The 13,162-nt window shown below is 74.6% G+C and carries 13 protein-coding genes; 9 read left to right on the top strand and 4 right to left on the bottom strand.

What is annotated here, in order from left to right:
* Window positions 1–21 precede the first annotated feature (21 nt).
* From ACIPLC_RS13285 to ACIPLC_RS13255, 7 genes are all read left to right on the top strand, one after another.
* Window positions 22–471 carry an SRPBCC domain-containing protein gene (locus tag ACIPLC_RS13285; RefSeq protein ID WP_400473077.1) on the top strand — a complete coding sequence of 150 codons (450 nt, stop codon included), beginning with the start codon at window positions 22–24 and terminating at the stop codon, window positions 469–471.
* A 282-nt stretch (window positions 472–753) separates the two neighbouring features.
* Window positions 754–1,554, top strand: a complete 801-nt coding sequence (locus ACIPLC_RS13280) for a VOC family protein (RefSeq protein WP_400473076.1) — start codon at window positions 754–756, stop codon at window positions 1,552–1,554.
* 177 nt (window positions 1,555–1,731) lie between these two features.
* Window positions 1,732–2,478: an HAD family hydrolase gene (locus tag ACIPLC_RS13275; RefSeq protein ID WP_400473075.1), complete on the top strand. Its 747-nt coding sequence runs from the start codon at window positions 1,732–1,734 to the stop codon at window positions 2,476–2,478.
* 22 nt (window positions 2,479–2,500) lie between these two features.
* Window positions 2,501–4,906, top strand: coding sequence for a glycoside hydrolase family 65 protein (locus tag ACIPLC_RS13270; protein ID WP_400473074.1), 2,406 nt, complete (start codon window positions 2,501–2,503; stop codon window positions 4,904–4,906).
* A 135-nt stretch (window positions 4,907–5,041) separates the two neighbouring features.
* Window positions 5,042–6,754, top strand: coding sequence for a pyruvate dehydrogenase (locus ACIPLC_RS13265; protein WP_400473218.1), 1,713 nt, complete (start codon window positions 5,042–5,044; stop codon window positions 6,752–6,754).
* A gap of 84 nt (window positions 6,755–6,838) precedes the next feature.
* Window positions 6,839–7,471 carry a helix-turn-helix domain-containing protein gene (locus ACIPLC_RS13260; RefSeq protein WP_400473073.1) on the top strand — a complete coding sequence of 211 codons (633 nt, stop codon included), beginning with the start codon at window positions 6,839–6,841 and terminating at the stop codon, window positions 7,469–7,471.
* A gap of 32 nt (window positions 7,472–7,503) precedes the next feature.
* On the top strand, window positions 7,504–7,701 hold the full coding sequence (locus tag ACIPLC_RS13255; protein ID WP_400473072.1) for a DUF6126 family protein: 198 nt from the start codon (window positions 7,504–7,506) through the stop codon (window positions 7,699–7,701).
* 43 nt (window positions 7,702–7,744) lie between these two features.
* Here the strand turns inward: ACIPLC_RS13255 and ACIPLC_RS13250 are convergent, their stop codons facing one another.
* The 3 genes from ACIPLC_RS13250 to ACIPLC_RS13240 all read right to left on the bottom strand — a co-directional run bounded on the left by ACIPLC_RS13250 (window position 7,745) and on the right by ACIPLC_RS13240 (window position 11,198).
* The gene (locus tag ACIPLC_RS13250) at window positions 7,745–9,172 is read right to left on the bottom strand and encodes a PLP-dependent aminotransferase family protein (RefSeq protein ID WP_400473071.1); all 1,428 of its coding nucleotides are present in this window, start codon (window positions 9,170–9,172) and stop codon (window positions 7,745–7,747) included.
* A gap of 141 nt (window positions 9,173–9,313) precedes the next feature.
* Complete coding sequence (locus ACIPLC_RS13245) at window positions 9,314–10,234, bottom strand: undecaprenyl-diphosphate phosphatase (RefSeq protein ID WP_400473070.1); 921 nt, start codon at window positions 10,232–10,234, stop codon at window positions 9,314–9,316.
* Between the two features lie 172 nt (window positions 10,235–10,406).
* A complete protein-coding gene (locus ACIPLC_RS13240; RefSeq protein WP_400473069.1) occupies window positions 10,407–11,198 on the bottom strand; it encodes an NRDE family protein in 792 nt (263 codons plus the stop codon).
* Between the two features lie 241 nt (window positions 11,199–11,439).
* On the opposite strand from ACIPLC_RS13240, the gene ACIPLC_RS13235 reads away from it, so the two are divergent.
* Together ACIPLC_RS13235 and ACIPLC_RS13230 are read left to right on the top strand one after the other, a co-directional pair.
* Window positions 11,440–11,925, top strand: a complete 486-nt coding sequence (locus ACIPLC_RS13235) for a carboxymuconolactone decarboxylase family protein (RefSeq protein ID WP_400473068.1) — start codon at window positions 11,440–11,442, stop codon at window positions 11,923–11,925.
* 11 nt (window positions 11,926–11,936) lie between these two features.
* Window positions 11,937–12,749, top strand: coding sequence for an isocitrate lyase/phosphoenolpyruvate mutase family protein (locus tag ACIPLC_RS13230; RefSeq protein WP_400473067.1), 813 nt, complete (start codon window positions 11,937–11,939; stop codon window positions 12,747–12,749).
* Window positions 12,750–12,882: 133 nt separating this feature from the next.
* On the opposite strand, the gene ACIPLC_RS13225 is transcribed toward ACIPLC_RS13230, so the two are convergent.
* Window positions 12,883–13,140, bottom strand: a complete 258-nt coding sequence (locus tag ACIPLC_RS13225) for a hypothetical protein (protein WP_400473066.1) — start codon at window positions 13,138–13,140, stop codon at window positions 12,883–12,885.
* Window positions 13,141–13,162 lie beyond the last annotated feature (22 nt).

Here is a 13,162-nt window from a genome sequence, read left to right as displayed (position 1 = left end):
GCGCACCGAAAGGCGGGCCCCATGCCCGAGATCGCCCTGCAGTTCGACATCGCCGCACCCCGGGCCGTCGTCCTCGCCGCGCTCAACACGCACGGCGGGCTGACCAGCTGGTGGACCACCGGCGTGGACCGGGAGGGCGACGTCCTGCTGTTCGACTTCCCCGGCGTCCCCGAGCCGTTCCGGCTGCGCCGCGAGCGGGCCGACCTGGAGCGGGTGGTGTGGGCCAACGCCGGGGCCTTCCCGCCGCACTGGGCCGGCACCTGGATCAGCTGGGACCTCGCCGACCAGCCCGACGAGCCCGGTCGCACCCGGCTGCTGTTCCGGCACGGCGGCTGGCAGCCGGGCAGCGAGGAGGGCGTCCCGATGGTCGCCGGCACCTGGGCCGAACTGCTGGTCCGGCTCAAGGACTACGTGCAGAGCGGCAAGGTGCAGCCGTACTTCGTCACGACCCAGCGGCACGACGCCGGGTGAACGGCCGGCCGGTGCGGCGCCGCGTGAACGGCCGGCCGGTGCGGCGCCGGGTGAACGGCCCGGCGGCAGTGTGAACGGCCCGCCGGCGGCTGAACGGGCCCCGGGCCCGTCCGGTCGCCCGCCAGGGTGCCGTCCGGTGGCGGGATCGCGGCGCCGGGCCGATGGTGGGCGGTGTACCGCCGTTCGCGCTGACGGCCGGCACCGGCAGCCCGGCACCGGGCGGCCGAGACCCGCCCGCCCCGACGACCACGCCGGCGACCACTGCCTTCGGGAGGCCCAGCAATGCCCGTAGTCACCGCTCCGTACAAGCCCGGCACCCCGTGCTGGATCGACCTGATGGCGAGCGACCAGCAGGCCGCGCTCGACTTCTACCGCGACCTGTTCGGCTGGCAGGGCGAGGTCGGCCCGGCCGAGTTCGGCGGCTACTCCGTGTGCATGCTCAACGACCGGCCGGTCGCCGGGATCATGGCGCGGTCCGCCCCGGAGGGCCAGCCGCTGCCGCCCGTCGCCTGGACCACGTACCTGGCCTCGGACGACGCCGACGCGAGCGGTGCCGCCATCGCCGAGCACGGCGGCACGATCCTCTACCCGGCGATGGACGTCGGCGTGATCGGCCGGATGCTGGTCGCCGCCGACCCGACCGGCGCGGTGTTCGGGGTCTGGCAGGCGATGGACTTCATCGGCGCGGGCGTGGTCAACGAGCCCGGCGCGCTGGTCTGGAACGAGCTCAACACCGCCGACACCGACGCCGCCGGCCGCTTCTACCTCCCGGCGCTGGGGCTGCGCCCGGCGACCATCCAGGGCATGGAGGGCTACTTCTCGCTCAACGCCGGCGACCGCACGGTGGGCGGGATGCAGCCGATCCCCGGGTACCTGGGGGCGGGCACGCCCTCGCACTGGATGGCCTACTTCTCGGTGGACGACACCGACTCCACCGTGGACGCCCTGGTCAAGGCGGGCGGCTCGGTGATCCAGCCGCCGTTCGACATGCAGTCCGGCCGGATGGCGGTCGTCCAGGACCCGCAGGGCGCGGTGTTCGCGGTGGCGGAGGCCGCCGAGGCGCAGATGCCCGACTCGCCGTAACAGCGCCGGGCACCCACGAGGCCCCCGGGCGGCCAAGACCACCCCGGGCAACCCGCGAGGCCCCGGGCAACCGGGCAACCGGGCAACCGGGCAACCGGGCAACCGGAAGCCGCCCTTCCCGCGACGCGCCGCCGGGAAATGGGCGGCTTCCCCGCGTTCCCGGGTAAGACTGCACCCATGCTGGGGCTACCGGACGACATCCGCGCTTTCCTCTTCGACCTCGACGGGGTCCTCACCCAGACCGCCAAGGTGCACGCCGCGGCCTGGAAGGACACCTTCGACTCCTTCCTGCGCGCCGAAGCCGCCCGCACCGGCGGTCAGTTCGTCCCCTTCGACGCCGTCACCGACTACGACACCTACGTGGACGGCCGCCCGAGACTGGACGGCACCCGGGCCTTCCTGCACAGCCGGGGCGTCGACCTGCCCGAGGGCACCGACGCCGATCCGCCCAACACCCGTACCGTGCACGGGATCAGCCGTGCCAAGAACGACACCGTCCTGCGACTGATCCGCGAGCAGGGCGTCCAGCCGTACGACGGCTCGGTGGCGTACGTGCACCGGCTGCGTGCGCTCGGGCTGCCCAGTGCCGTGGTGTCCTCCAGTGCCAACTGCCGGGACGTGCTGCGGGCGGCGGGCATCGAGGGGCTGTTCGACGTGGTCGTGGACGGCGTCGTCGCCCAGCGCGAGGGCCTGCCCGGCAAGCCCGCCCCCGACACCTACCTGTACGCCGCCCGCACGCTCGGCGTCGAGCCCGCGCACGCCGCCGTCTTCGAGGACGCGCTCGCCGGAGTGGCCTCCGGCCGGGCCGGCGGTTTCGGGGCCGTGGTCGGGGTCAACCGCACCGGGCAGGCCGCCGAACTGCGCCGGGACGGCGCGACCGTGGTCGTCGACGACCTCGCCGAACTGCTGGAGGAGCGGGCATGAGTGAGCGGAGCGAGGCAGTCGCATGAGTGGCTTGGACAACTTCGCCGTCGACCCCTGGCTGATCGCCGAGCAGGGCCTGGACCTGACCGCGATGGCCCGCGCCGAGTCGGTGTTCGCGCTCTCCAACGGACACATCGGCCTGCGCGCCAACCTGGACGAGGGCGAGCCGCACGGCCTGCCCGGCACCTACCTGAACGGTGTCTTCGAGCTCCGCCCGCTGCCGTACGGCGAGGGCGGCTACGGCTACCCGGAGTCCAGCCAGAGCGTCATCAACGTGACCAACGGCAAGATCATCCGGCTGCTGGTCGACGACGAGCCCTTCGACCTGCGCTACGGCGAACTCGTCCACCACAAGCGCTGGTTGGACTTCCGCGAGGGGATGCTGCACCGCGAGGCCGAGTGGACCTCCCCGGCCGGCCGGACCATCCGGGTGCGCTCCGCCCGGATGGTCTCGCTCACCCAGCGCGCGATCGCCGCCGTCGAGTACACCGTCGAGGCGGTGGACGGGCCGGTGCGGATCGTGCTCCAGTCCGAGCTGGTCGCCAACGAGCAGCTGCCCGGCGGCCCCGAGGGCGATCCGCGGGCGTCGGCCGTGCTGGAGGCGCCGCTGCAGCCCGAGGTGCACCACGCGAGCGGCACCAAGGCCGTCCTGGTGCACCGCACCCGGTACAGCGCGATCCGGGTCGCGGCCGGGATGGACCACGTCATCGAGGGCCCGGAGGAGCTCGACACCGTCGCCGAGGCCGAGGCCGACCACTGCCGGATCAGCGTCACCACCGTGCTCCGGCCCGGACAGCGGATGCGGCTGGTCAAGTTGATGGCCTACGGCTGGTCGGGGACCCGTTCGCAGCCCGCCGTCCGGGACCAGGTGGAGGCGGCGCTGACCGCCGCCCGGTACACCGGCTGGGACGGCCTGGTCGCCGAACAGGCCGCCTACCTCAAGGAGTTCTGGGCGACCAGCGACATCGAGATCGAAGGCGACGTCGAACTCCAGCAGGCCGTCCGGTTCGCCGTCTTCCACGTCCTCCAGGCCGGTGCCCGCAGCGAGGAACGGGCCATCCCCGCCAAGGGGTTGACCGGCCCCGGCTACGACGGGCACAGCTTCTGGGACACCGAGACCTTCGTCCTGCCGGTGCTCACCTACTGCCTGCCCGGCGCCGTCAACCAGGCCCTGCGCTGGCGGCACACCACGCTCCCGCTGGCCCGCGAGCGGGCCTCCCAACTCGGCCTGGCCGGCGCCGTGTTCCCGTGGCGGACCATCCGCGGTGAGGAGTGCTCCGGGTACTGGCCGGCCGGTACCGCCGCCTTCCACATCGGCGCCGACATCGCCGCCGCCGTCGCCCGCTACGTCCGGGCCACCGGGGACGCCGAGTTCGAGCGCGCGTACGGGCTCGAACTGCTCGTGGAGACCGCCCGGATGTGGCGCTCGCTCGGCCACCACGACGTCGCGGGGAAGTTCCGCATCGAGGGCGTCACCGGCCCGGACGAGTACAGCGCCGTCGCCGACAACAACGTGTTCACCAACCTGATGGCGCAGACGAACCTGCGCGCCGCCGCGGAGGCCGTCGCCCGCAACCCGCACGAGGCCGCCGAACTCGGCGTCGACACCGAGGAGACCGCCGCCTGGCGGGACGCCGCGGCCGCGATGTACATCCCGTACGACGAGGACCTCGGCGTGCACCCGCAGGCCGACGGCTTCACCCACCACCAGGTCTGGGACTTCGAGCACACCCCGCCCGAGAAGTACCCGCTGCTGCTGCACTACCCGTACTTCGACCTGTACCGCAAGCAGGTGGTCAAGCAGGCCGACCTGGTGCTCGCCATGCAGGTCCGCGGCGACGCCTTCACCGACGAGCAGAAGGCCCGCAACTTCGCCTACTACGAGCGCCTCACCGTCCGCGACTCCTCGCTGTCCGCGTGCACCCAGGCGGTGATCGCCGCCGAGGTCGGCCAGCTCGACCTCGCGTACGACTACACGGCCGAGGCGGCGTTGATGGACCTGCACGACCTCGGCGGGAACACCCGCGACGGTCTGCACATGGCCTCGCTGGCGGGCGCCTGCATCGCCCTGGTGGCCGGCTTCGGCGGGCTGCGCGACCACAGCGAGTCGCTGTCCTTCCGGCCCCGGCTGCCGGGCGGGCTGATGAAGCTCGGGTTCTCGTTGATGGTCCGGGGGCAGTTGCTGGGCGTCCAGATCACCCACGAGGGGACGACGTACACGCTGCGCCGCGGCGAGGTGCTCCACCTGCTGCACGACGGCGTGGCGGTGCAGGTGAAGGCCGGGGCACCGGTCACCCTGCCGACCACCGTGCCGTCGGCCCAGGAGCGGTGCGGCCAGCCGCCCGGCCGCGAGCCCGCCCGGCGGCAGGCGCAGGCGGGCCTGGTCAGCGGCAAGCTCGGGCAGCAGGACCACCTGGCGGCGGAGTAGCCGCGACGACCGGTCGTTCACCTGTTCGGGCCCGCTCCGGGTGCGGGGCGGGCCCGGCCGCCGGAGGGTGCAGGTGTCCTGTGGCAGCCGGCGGCCGGTGATTGGAGAGCACCCGTGGCGAGCGTGGCCGAACAGATGGTGGAGGTGCTCCGGCAGGCCGGGGTCGAGCGGGTCTACGGCGTGGTCGGGGACAGCCTCAACCCGGTCGTGGACGCGATCCGGCGGGCCGAGGGCATCAGCTGGGTGCACGTGCGCAACGAGGAGGCCGGCGCCTTCGCGGCCGCCGCGGAGGCCGAGCTCAGCGGACGGCTCGCGGTCTGCGCCGGCTCCTGCGGGCCCGGCAACACCCACCTCGTCCAGGGCCTGTACGACGCCCAGCGCAGCGGCCTGCCGGTGCTGGCGCTCGCCTCGCACATCCCGTCCGGGCAGATCGGCACCGGCTTCTTCCAGGAGACCCACCCCGAGCGGGTGTTCACCGACTGCAGCACCTGGTGCGAGCTGCTCTCCACGCCCGCCCAACTGCCCCGGCTGATGCGGATCGCCATCCAGCACGCGCTCGGCTCGCACGGCGTCTCGGTGCTGGCCTTCCCCGGGGACGTCGCCGCGCTCCCCGCCGCCGGGCCCACCGGGACCAGCCACTTCCTCACCGAGCAGGCCGTCGCCGCGCCGCCCTGGTCCCAGGTGCAGGAACTGGCCCGGCTGCTCAACGCGGCCCGCAAGGTCGCGCTGTTCTGCGGCGCGGGGGTGCGCGGGGCGCACGGCGAGGTGATGGAGGCCGCCCGGGCCCTGAACGCGCCGGTCGGGCACTCCCTGCGCGGCAAGGAGTGGATCCAGTTCGACAACCCGTACGACGTCGGCATGAGCGGCCTGCTCGGCTACGGCGCCTGCCACGAGGCGCTGCACTCCGCGGACCTGGTGCTGCTGCTCGGCACCGACTTCCCGTACGACTCCTTCCTGCCGCAGGCGCACACCGTCCAGGTCGACCACGACGCCACCCGGCTGGGCCGCCGCACCGCGCTCGAACTGGCCGTCCACGGCGATGTCGCCGCCACCCTGCGGGCCGTCCTGCCGCTGCTGGACGCCAAGCGCGACCGCGCCTTCCTCGACGAGATGCTGCGCAAGCACTGCCGTTCGCTGGAGGACGTGGTCGGCGCCTACACCCGGGACATCGAGAAGCACCTGCCGATCCACCCCGAGTACGTCGCCTCGGTGCTCGACGAGGTGGCCGCCGACGACGCGGTGTTCACCGTGGACACCGGTATGAACAACGTCTGGGCCGCCCGCTACCTCCAGCCCAACGGCCGCCGCCGGGTGATCGGCTCCTTCCTGCACGGCTCGATGGCCAACGCCCTGCCGCACGCCATCGGCGCCCAACTGGCCTGCCCCGGGCGGCAGGTGATCGCGATGGCCGGCGACGGCGGGATCGGCATGCTGCTCGGTGAACTGCTGACGGTGGCCAAGCACCGGCTGCCGGTGAAGACCGTCGTCTTCAACAACGGGGCGCTCGGCATGATCAAGCTGGAGATGCTGGTCTCCGGCTACCCGGAGTACGAGATCGACAACGGGGACGTCGACTACGCGGGGATCGCGCGGGCGATGGGCATCCCGGCCAAGCGGGTCACCGATCCGGCGAGGGTCCGGGAGGTGCTGGCGGAGGCGCTGGAGCGGCCCGGGCCCGCCCTGGTGGACGTGGTCACCGACCCCAACGCGCTGTCCATCCCGCCGTACATCACGGCCGCCCAGCTGAAGGGCTTCGCACTGGCGGCCGGGCGGACGGTGCTCTCCGGCGGGGTCGGGCGCATGATCGACCTGGCCCGCAGCAACCTGCGCAACATCCCGCGGCCCTAGCGGGGCGGTCCTGGAAGCCTCGGGCCTTGTTGCCTCAGAGGCAAAATTCTTGCCCGAGCGGCACGGCGGGTGTCCACTGGTCACATGACCACCAGCCCGACCGGGGACGCCGCCCCGGGAGACCGGCTCGACGACCAGGAGGTGGCCGGCCTCGCCGCCCGCCTCCGGGAACACCGGCTCAGCAGCCGCCTGACCCTCGAAGTGGCCTCCGGCCGGGTCGGGCTCTCCCCAGCCTATCTGTCCCGGCTGGAGACCGGCCGCCGCCAGCCCTCCCTCCCCGTCCTGCTCGGCCTCGCCCGCGCCTACGGCACCTCCGTGTCCGGCCTGCTCGGCGAGACCATGGCCGAACCCGACCCGATCGTCCGCGGCGGAGCCATCGAACCCGGCCGCGCCGGCGGCTGGGGCTACCGCCGGGCCGGCGCCCCCGGCCGGGCCATGCAGGCGCTGCGCGTCCACGTGCCCCCGGGCGTGCAGGACGCGGTGGTCAGGGTCCACCCCGGCGAGGAGTGGCTGTACGTCCTGCAGGGCCGGCTCAAGCTGACCCTCGGCGACCGCGTCCACCGCCTCGACGTCGGCGACTCCGCCCACTTCGACTCGCTCACCCCGCACTGCATCGCCGCCGACGCGCCGGACGGCGTCGAACTGCTCTTCGTCCACACCCTGCTGCAGAGCCCCGGCGGCGAACTCTGTCTCGGCGGCCCCGCAGTGACCCACTGACCCACCGTCAGAACCCTTGGAGGAGATCCCTCATGGCCGATCCCACCAGCCCCGACCAGGCCGCCGCGGCCACCACCCCGGCCGCCCCGGCCCCCACCCCGCTGACCGTCGACGCCGGCATCTCGGCCAACCGCCGGGTCGGGGTCCGCCTGGTGATCTACACCGCCGGCATCCACGCCTTCGCGGGCTTCATCATGCTGCTGTTCGAACTGGGCAACCGCAACAAGTAGTTCACCGCGACAGCCGCCCCTGCCCCGTCCCCTCCTCGCCCCCTCACCGTTCGCGCAGCAGCTCGCAGAGGGCGTCCAGCGCCGCCGGGAAGGCGTGCTCGGGCGGGGCCGCGTAGCCGATCACCAGGGCCGGGGCGGCGTCCGGGGTGGCGGCCGACCGGTCGGCGAGGTGCCAGGACAGCCCGTTGAGGGCCAGCCCGGCGGCCTCGGCGCGGGCCAGCAGCTCCGCCTCGGACGCGGACCCGGGCGGCAGTTGGAGGACGGCGTGCAGCCCGGCGGCGATACCGGTGACCCGGACGCGCGGGGCGTGCTCGGCGAGCGCGGCGACCAACCGGTCCCGCCGGCGCCGGTAGTGCAGCCGGCAGCGGCGGACGTGCCGGTCGTACGTCCCGGAGGTGATCAGCTCGGCGAGGGTCAGCTGGTCGAGCACCGGGGACATCGTGTCGGCCAGCGCCTTCAACCGGGCCACCGGCTCGACCAGCGCGTCCGGCAGGGCCAGCCAGGCCAACCGCAGGCCCGGCGCGAGGCTCTTGGCGGCCGTCCCGGCGTACACCACCCGCTCCGGGTCGAGCGCCTGCATCGCGCCGACCGGCTGCCGGTCGTAGCGGAACTCGCCGTCGTAGTCGTCCTCGACGACGTACCCGTCTCGCTCGCGCGCCCAGCGCACGGCGGCGGCCCGCCGGTCGGCGGCCAGCGGCGCACCGGTGGGGAACTGGTGCGCCGGGGTGAGCAGGACGGCCCCGCACCGGCCGTCGAGCCGCTCGACCCGGGCGCCGGCCCCGTCCAGCGGCACCGGGACGGTGGCCAGCCCGGCCGCCCGGGCGACGGCGTGCTGCGGCGGCAGCCCGTACTCCTCGACCGCGAGGGCGCGGGCGCCGCGCTCCCGCAGGGCGGCGCACAGCAGGCCCAGGCCCTGGGAGACGCCGGTGCAGATCAGCAGGTGGTCGGGGTCGGTGCGGACGCCGCGGACCCGTGCCAGGTAGTCGGTGAGCGCCTGCCGCAGCTCGATCCGGCCGAGCGGGCTGCCGTAGCCGAAGGCCTCGTGCGGCGCGGTGGCGAGGGCCCGGCGGGCGGCGGCGAGCCAGGCGGTGCGGGGGAAGAGCGCGAGGTCGGGACGCCCGGCCATCAGGTCGTGCCGGACGGCGGGCAGGGCCGCCGCGGGCCGGGCGGACCGCCGGCCCGGGCCGGGCGCGGCCCGCTGGGCGACGGTGGTGCCGGAACCCTGTCGGGAGGCGAGCCAGCCCTCCGCGGTGAGCTGCCCGTACGCCTCGACCACGGTGTTCCGGGCGATCCCGAGGTCCTCGCCGAGGGCCCGCGAGGACGGCAGCCGGGTGCCGGGCACGAGCCGCCCGTCCTGGACGGCCTCGCGCAGCGCGTCCTCCAGGGCGGCCCGCAGCCCGGCCCCGGCGGCGCGCCGCTCGGTGAGGTCCAGGTGCAGGTCGCCGCCGAAGGAAGTCCAGGAGCTGCTCACGGGCCCGATTATCGCGCGGTCCCGCCCGGGCCGTCGGCCGGCTCCGGCCGGTGCCGAAGGGCTCCTCGACGGCCGTGGTGACGCGGGCCGGGCCCGGTGGCCCGGCCCGCAGACGCGCGGGCGTGAGGGCGTGAGGGCGAGTCAGACCGACAGGTAGACCGCGCTGCCGACGCCGGCGAGGAAGCAGTAGACCGCGAACGGCGTCAGGCTGCGGGTCTCGAAGTACTTGGTGAGGAAGCGCACCGAGACGTAGCCGGCGACGAAGGCGGCGAGGCTGCCGGCGACGACCGGGCCGAGGACGGCGGAGTTCTCCGGCTTGAACAGCTCCGGCACCTTCAGTACGGAGGCGGCCAGGATGACCGGGGTGGCGAGCAGGAAGGAGAAGCGGGCGGCGTCCTCGTGGTGCAGGCCGCGCAGGATGCCGGCGCTCATGGTGACCCCGGAGCGGCTGATGCCGGGGAAGAGCGCCAGGATCTGGGCGGCGCCGATCCAGGCGCCCTGGACGAAGCTGAGCCGGGCCAGCCGGTGGTCGGAGGCGATCGCCGGGTCGAGGCCCGGTGCCTCGGCCGGCGGGGCGGCGTGCCCGGCGCGCCGGCGGCCGGTGCCGCCGCGCTTGAGCCGTTCGGCGCCGAGCAGTACCAGCCCGTTGAGGGCGAGGAAGATCGCGGCCGGGACGGGCTTGCCGAGCGCGTTCCGCAGCGCCTTCTCCAGGGCGAGGCCCGCCACCCCGACCGGGATGGTGGAGATGATCAGCAGCCAGGCGAGCTTCTCGTCCCGGCTCTGGACCCGGCGGTGGCGGATCGAGCTGAAGAAGCCACCGATCACCCGGACCCAGTCCTTGCGGAAGAACACCACCAGCGCGAGCGCGGTGGCCAGGTGCAGGCCGACCAGGACGGCGAGGTAGGAGGAGCCCTCGGCGGTCATGTCGAGGTCCCGCTGGATCTTCCCGCCGATGAGGGCGGGGAGCAGGATGCTGTGGCCCAGGCTGGAGACCGGGAAGAGTTCCGTCACACCCTGCAGCAGGCCGACGCCTATCGCTTCCGGGTAGGTCAGGGTGGACATCGCGCACCTTCGCTCGGGGGTCTGGATCCGGGGGAGCCCCGCGAAGCTACTACGGGCATGTAGACGCCCGGCAGCCCCGCCGCCAGAAGTTCATCGAGCGGACGTCTGGACGCCACCGCCGCCGGTCAGTCGTCGGTCATTCGCCGGTCAGCCGCCGGTCGGCCGTCCCTGGTCAGTCCCTTCCGCCGAGCGGCACCCGCCGCCACGCCCCGCCGTCGGCGGGCACCGGTGCGGAGGCGAAGTCGTAGCGCGGCCCGTCCGGCCCGAGCGCGAGCAGGGAGATCGAGGAGGAACCCCAGATCCGCCCGTCGCCGAAGTCCCGCCGCTGGATGAGCGCCGCGTCGTCGTCCAGCGGCAGGCCGTCGCCCGTGACGATCGGCAGCCAGTCGCCCCAGGCCTGTTCGGCGGGCCCGTCGCCGGTCGGCTCCGGCCGGGGCGCGGCGGCGAGGCGGGCCCGGAAGTGGTCCGCGCGGGCGGCCATCAGCGCCCGGATCCGCTCGGAGGCGGTCCGGCTGGCGGCCATGCCCTCCAGCCCGTCGTTGAGCACCACGCTGAGACCGGTCGGCAGCTCGCGCTCCTCCAGCCGGCCACCGCCCCAACTGGCGACCCGGGCGCCGTCGGGCCGGACCAGGACGAGGTGGAACGGGTCGTACGGGGTGAGGTCGAGGTGGCCGATCCCGCCCTCCCGGACGGCGGTGAGCGGCAGTTCGCCGCGGGAGAGCCGGGCGTCGACGGGGGCGAGCGGCCCGAAGCCGTTCAGCAGGCAGGCGGCGGTCCGGCGTCCGGGGTCGACGGCCAGCCAGGTGCCGCCGGCGGCGAGGTCCAGTCCGCCGATCAGGGCGGGCCGGTCCGGCCAGTGGTGGTCCGGCGGCAGCCAGCTGCGCCCGAGGTACTCGTCCCGGACGGAGAGGAGCAGCACCGGCACGGCCGCCCCCGGTTCGATGCTGACGAACGCCGTACACACGATCGTGGCCCCCTGACCTCGCCCGGCGGGGGCACTCGTGGTGGCGCCCCTGCCGTCGATCCTCGCACTCCCGTTCGTGCGCCGGGAGTGCGGGTCCGCGCCCGGGGTGCGCCCCGGGCCCTCCCTTTTCGGCCGCCGCCGTGCCACACTCGGCGGACGGCCGGGCAGGTCCGAGTGGCCCAGGATTCCGCGGTTCAAATGCACCAGGGAACAGGTCCACCAGGTCCCTAGGCTGGCGGTCATGACGACGAACGAGCACGAGCCGACCGAAGCCCCCGTCCCGGCCCCCGCCCAGCGCCTCGCGCTGTTCCGCCTGGCCCCCGACTTCTACCAGGCCATGACCGTGGTGGACCGCGCCTCCCGGCAGGGCATTGATCACCAGCTCGCCGAGCTGGTCAAGGTGCACGCCTCGATGATCAACGGCTGCGCCTTCTGCATCGACATGCACAGCACCGACGCCGCGAAGAACGGAGAGCAGGACCACCGCCTGCTCTCCCTCCCGGCCTGGCGCGAGACCCCGTGGTTCACCGCCCGGGAGCGGGCCGCGCTGGCCCTCACCGAGTCGGTCACCCTGCTGACCCAGGGCCACGTGCCGGACGCGGTCTACGCCGAGGCCGCCGCCCAGTTCGACGAGACCGAGCTGGCGCAGCTGATCGCGCTGATCGCCACCATCAACGCCTGGAACCGGATCGGGGTGGCCTCCCGGCTCAGCCCGGCCGCCAAGTGAGGCCCGCGGACATGACGGGAGTCCAGCAGGAGAAGGCCCGGCTGCTCCGGGAGCTGCACCGGCCGGGCGAGCCGCTGGTGCTCGCCAACGTGTGGGACGCGGCGAGCGCCCGCCTGGTCGTCGCCGCCGGAGCGCGGGCGGTGGCGACGGCCAGTGCGAGCGTCGCCTGGTCGCTCGGCAGCCGGGACGGCGGCGGTGCCGACCTCGAACAGGTCCTCGTACGGACGGCACAGGTGGTCCGCGCGGTGGACCTGCCGGTCACCGCCGACCTGGAGAGCGGCTACGCGCGGACCGCCGCCGGCGTCGGCGAGTCCGTCGCCGCGCTGCTGGCCACCGGCGCGGTCGGCGTCAACCTGGAGGACGAGGGCCGACCGGCGGCCGAGGCCGCCGAGCGGATCGCGGCGGCCCGGGCGGCGGCGGACGCGGCGGGCGTGCCCGCCTACGTCAACGCGCGCACCGACGTGTTCCTGCGCGGGATCGGCGAGCCGGAGGGCCGGCTGGACGACGCGGTGCGCCGGCTGCGGGCCTACGTCGAGGCGGGCGCGGACGGCGTGTTCGTGCCCGGTGTCGCGGACCCGGAGACGATCGCCGCGCTGGTCGCGGCCGTCCCGGTGCCGTTGAACGTGCTGGCGGGGCCGGGCTCGCCGGCCGTCCCGGAGCTGGCGGAGCTGGGCGTGGCCCGGGTCAGCCTCGGCCCCGGTCTGGCCGAGGTGGCGTACGCGGCGGTGCGCCGGGCCGCGGCGGAGGTGTACGCGAGCGGCACCTACACCGCCCTGGAGGGCGGGCTGACCTACCAGGAGCTGAACGGTCTCTTCGCGGGCTGACCGGCGTTGAGCGGTCAGATCGGCTGAACGGGCCGGCGACGCGGGCCGGGCGGCCGGGCGGTCCGGGCCGGACGAAGCCCCGGTTGCCGCCGACAGGGGTGGCGACAACCGGGGCGGTGCCCGGCGGGCGTGGTCAGCCGATCTGACCGCTGAGCCCCGGGTGGCTCATCTGGTTGGTGCCGACGGCCTCCACCTCCTGGGCGGCGTGGCCGACCACCGGCAGCCGGCCGGCGGCGTGGATGGCGAGGTCGGCCGGGGAGAGGTTGAGACCGTCGGTGAGGCCCCCGGTGGCGTCCGGGGAGCTCGCGGTCTGGCTGGTGGCGGACGCCGCCGGGGCGGCGAGCGCGAGGCCCGCCATGGTGAGGGCGGCCAGGGTGGCGAGTTTCTTCATGCACTGCCGAACGACCCGGGCC

The organism is Kitasatospora sp. NPDC086801 (assembly GCF_044745805.1).
Lineage (GTDB): Bacteria > Actinomycetota > Actinomycetes > Streptomycetales > Streptomycetaceae > Kitasatospora.
Note: the sequence above shows the minus strand (reverse complement) of the source record. Positions and strands in the feature narration are given on the sequence as shown.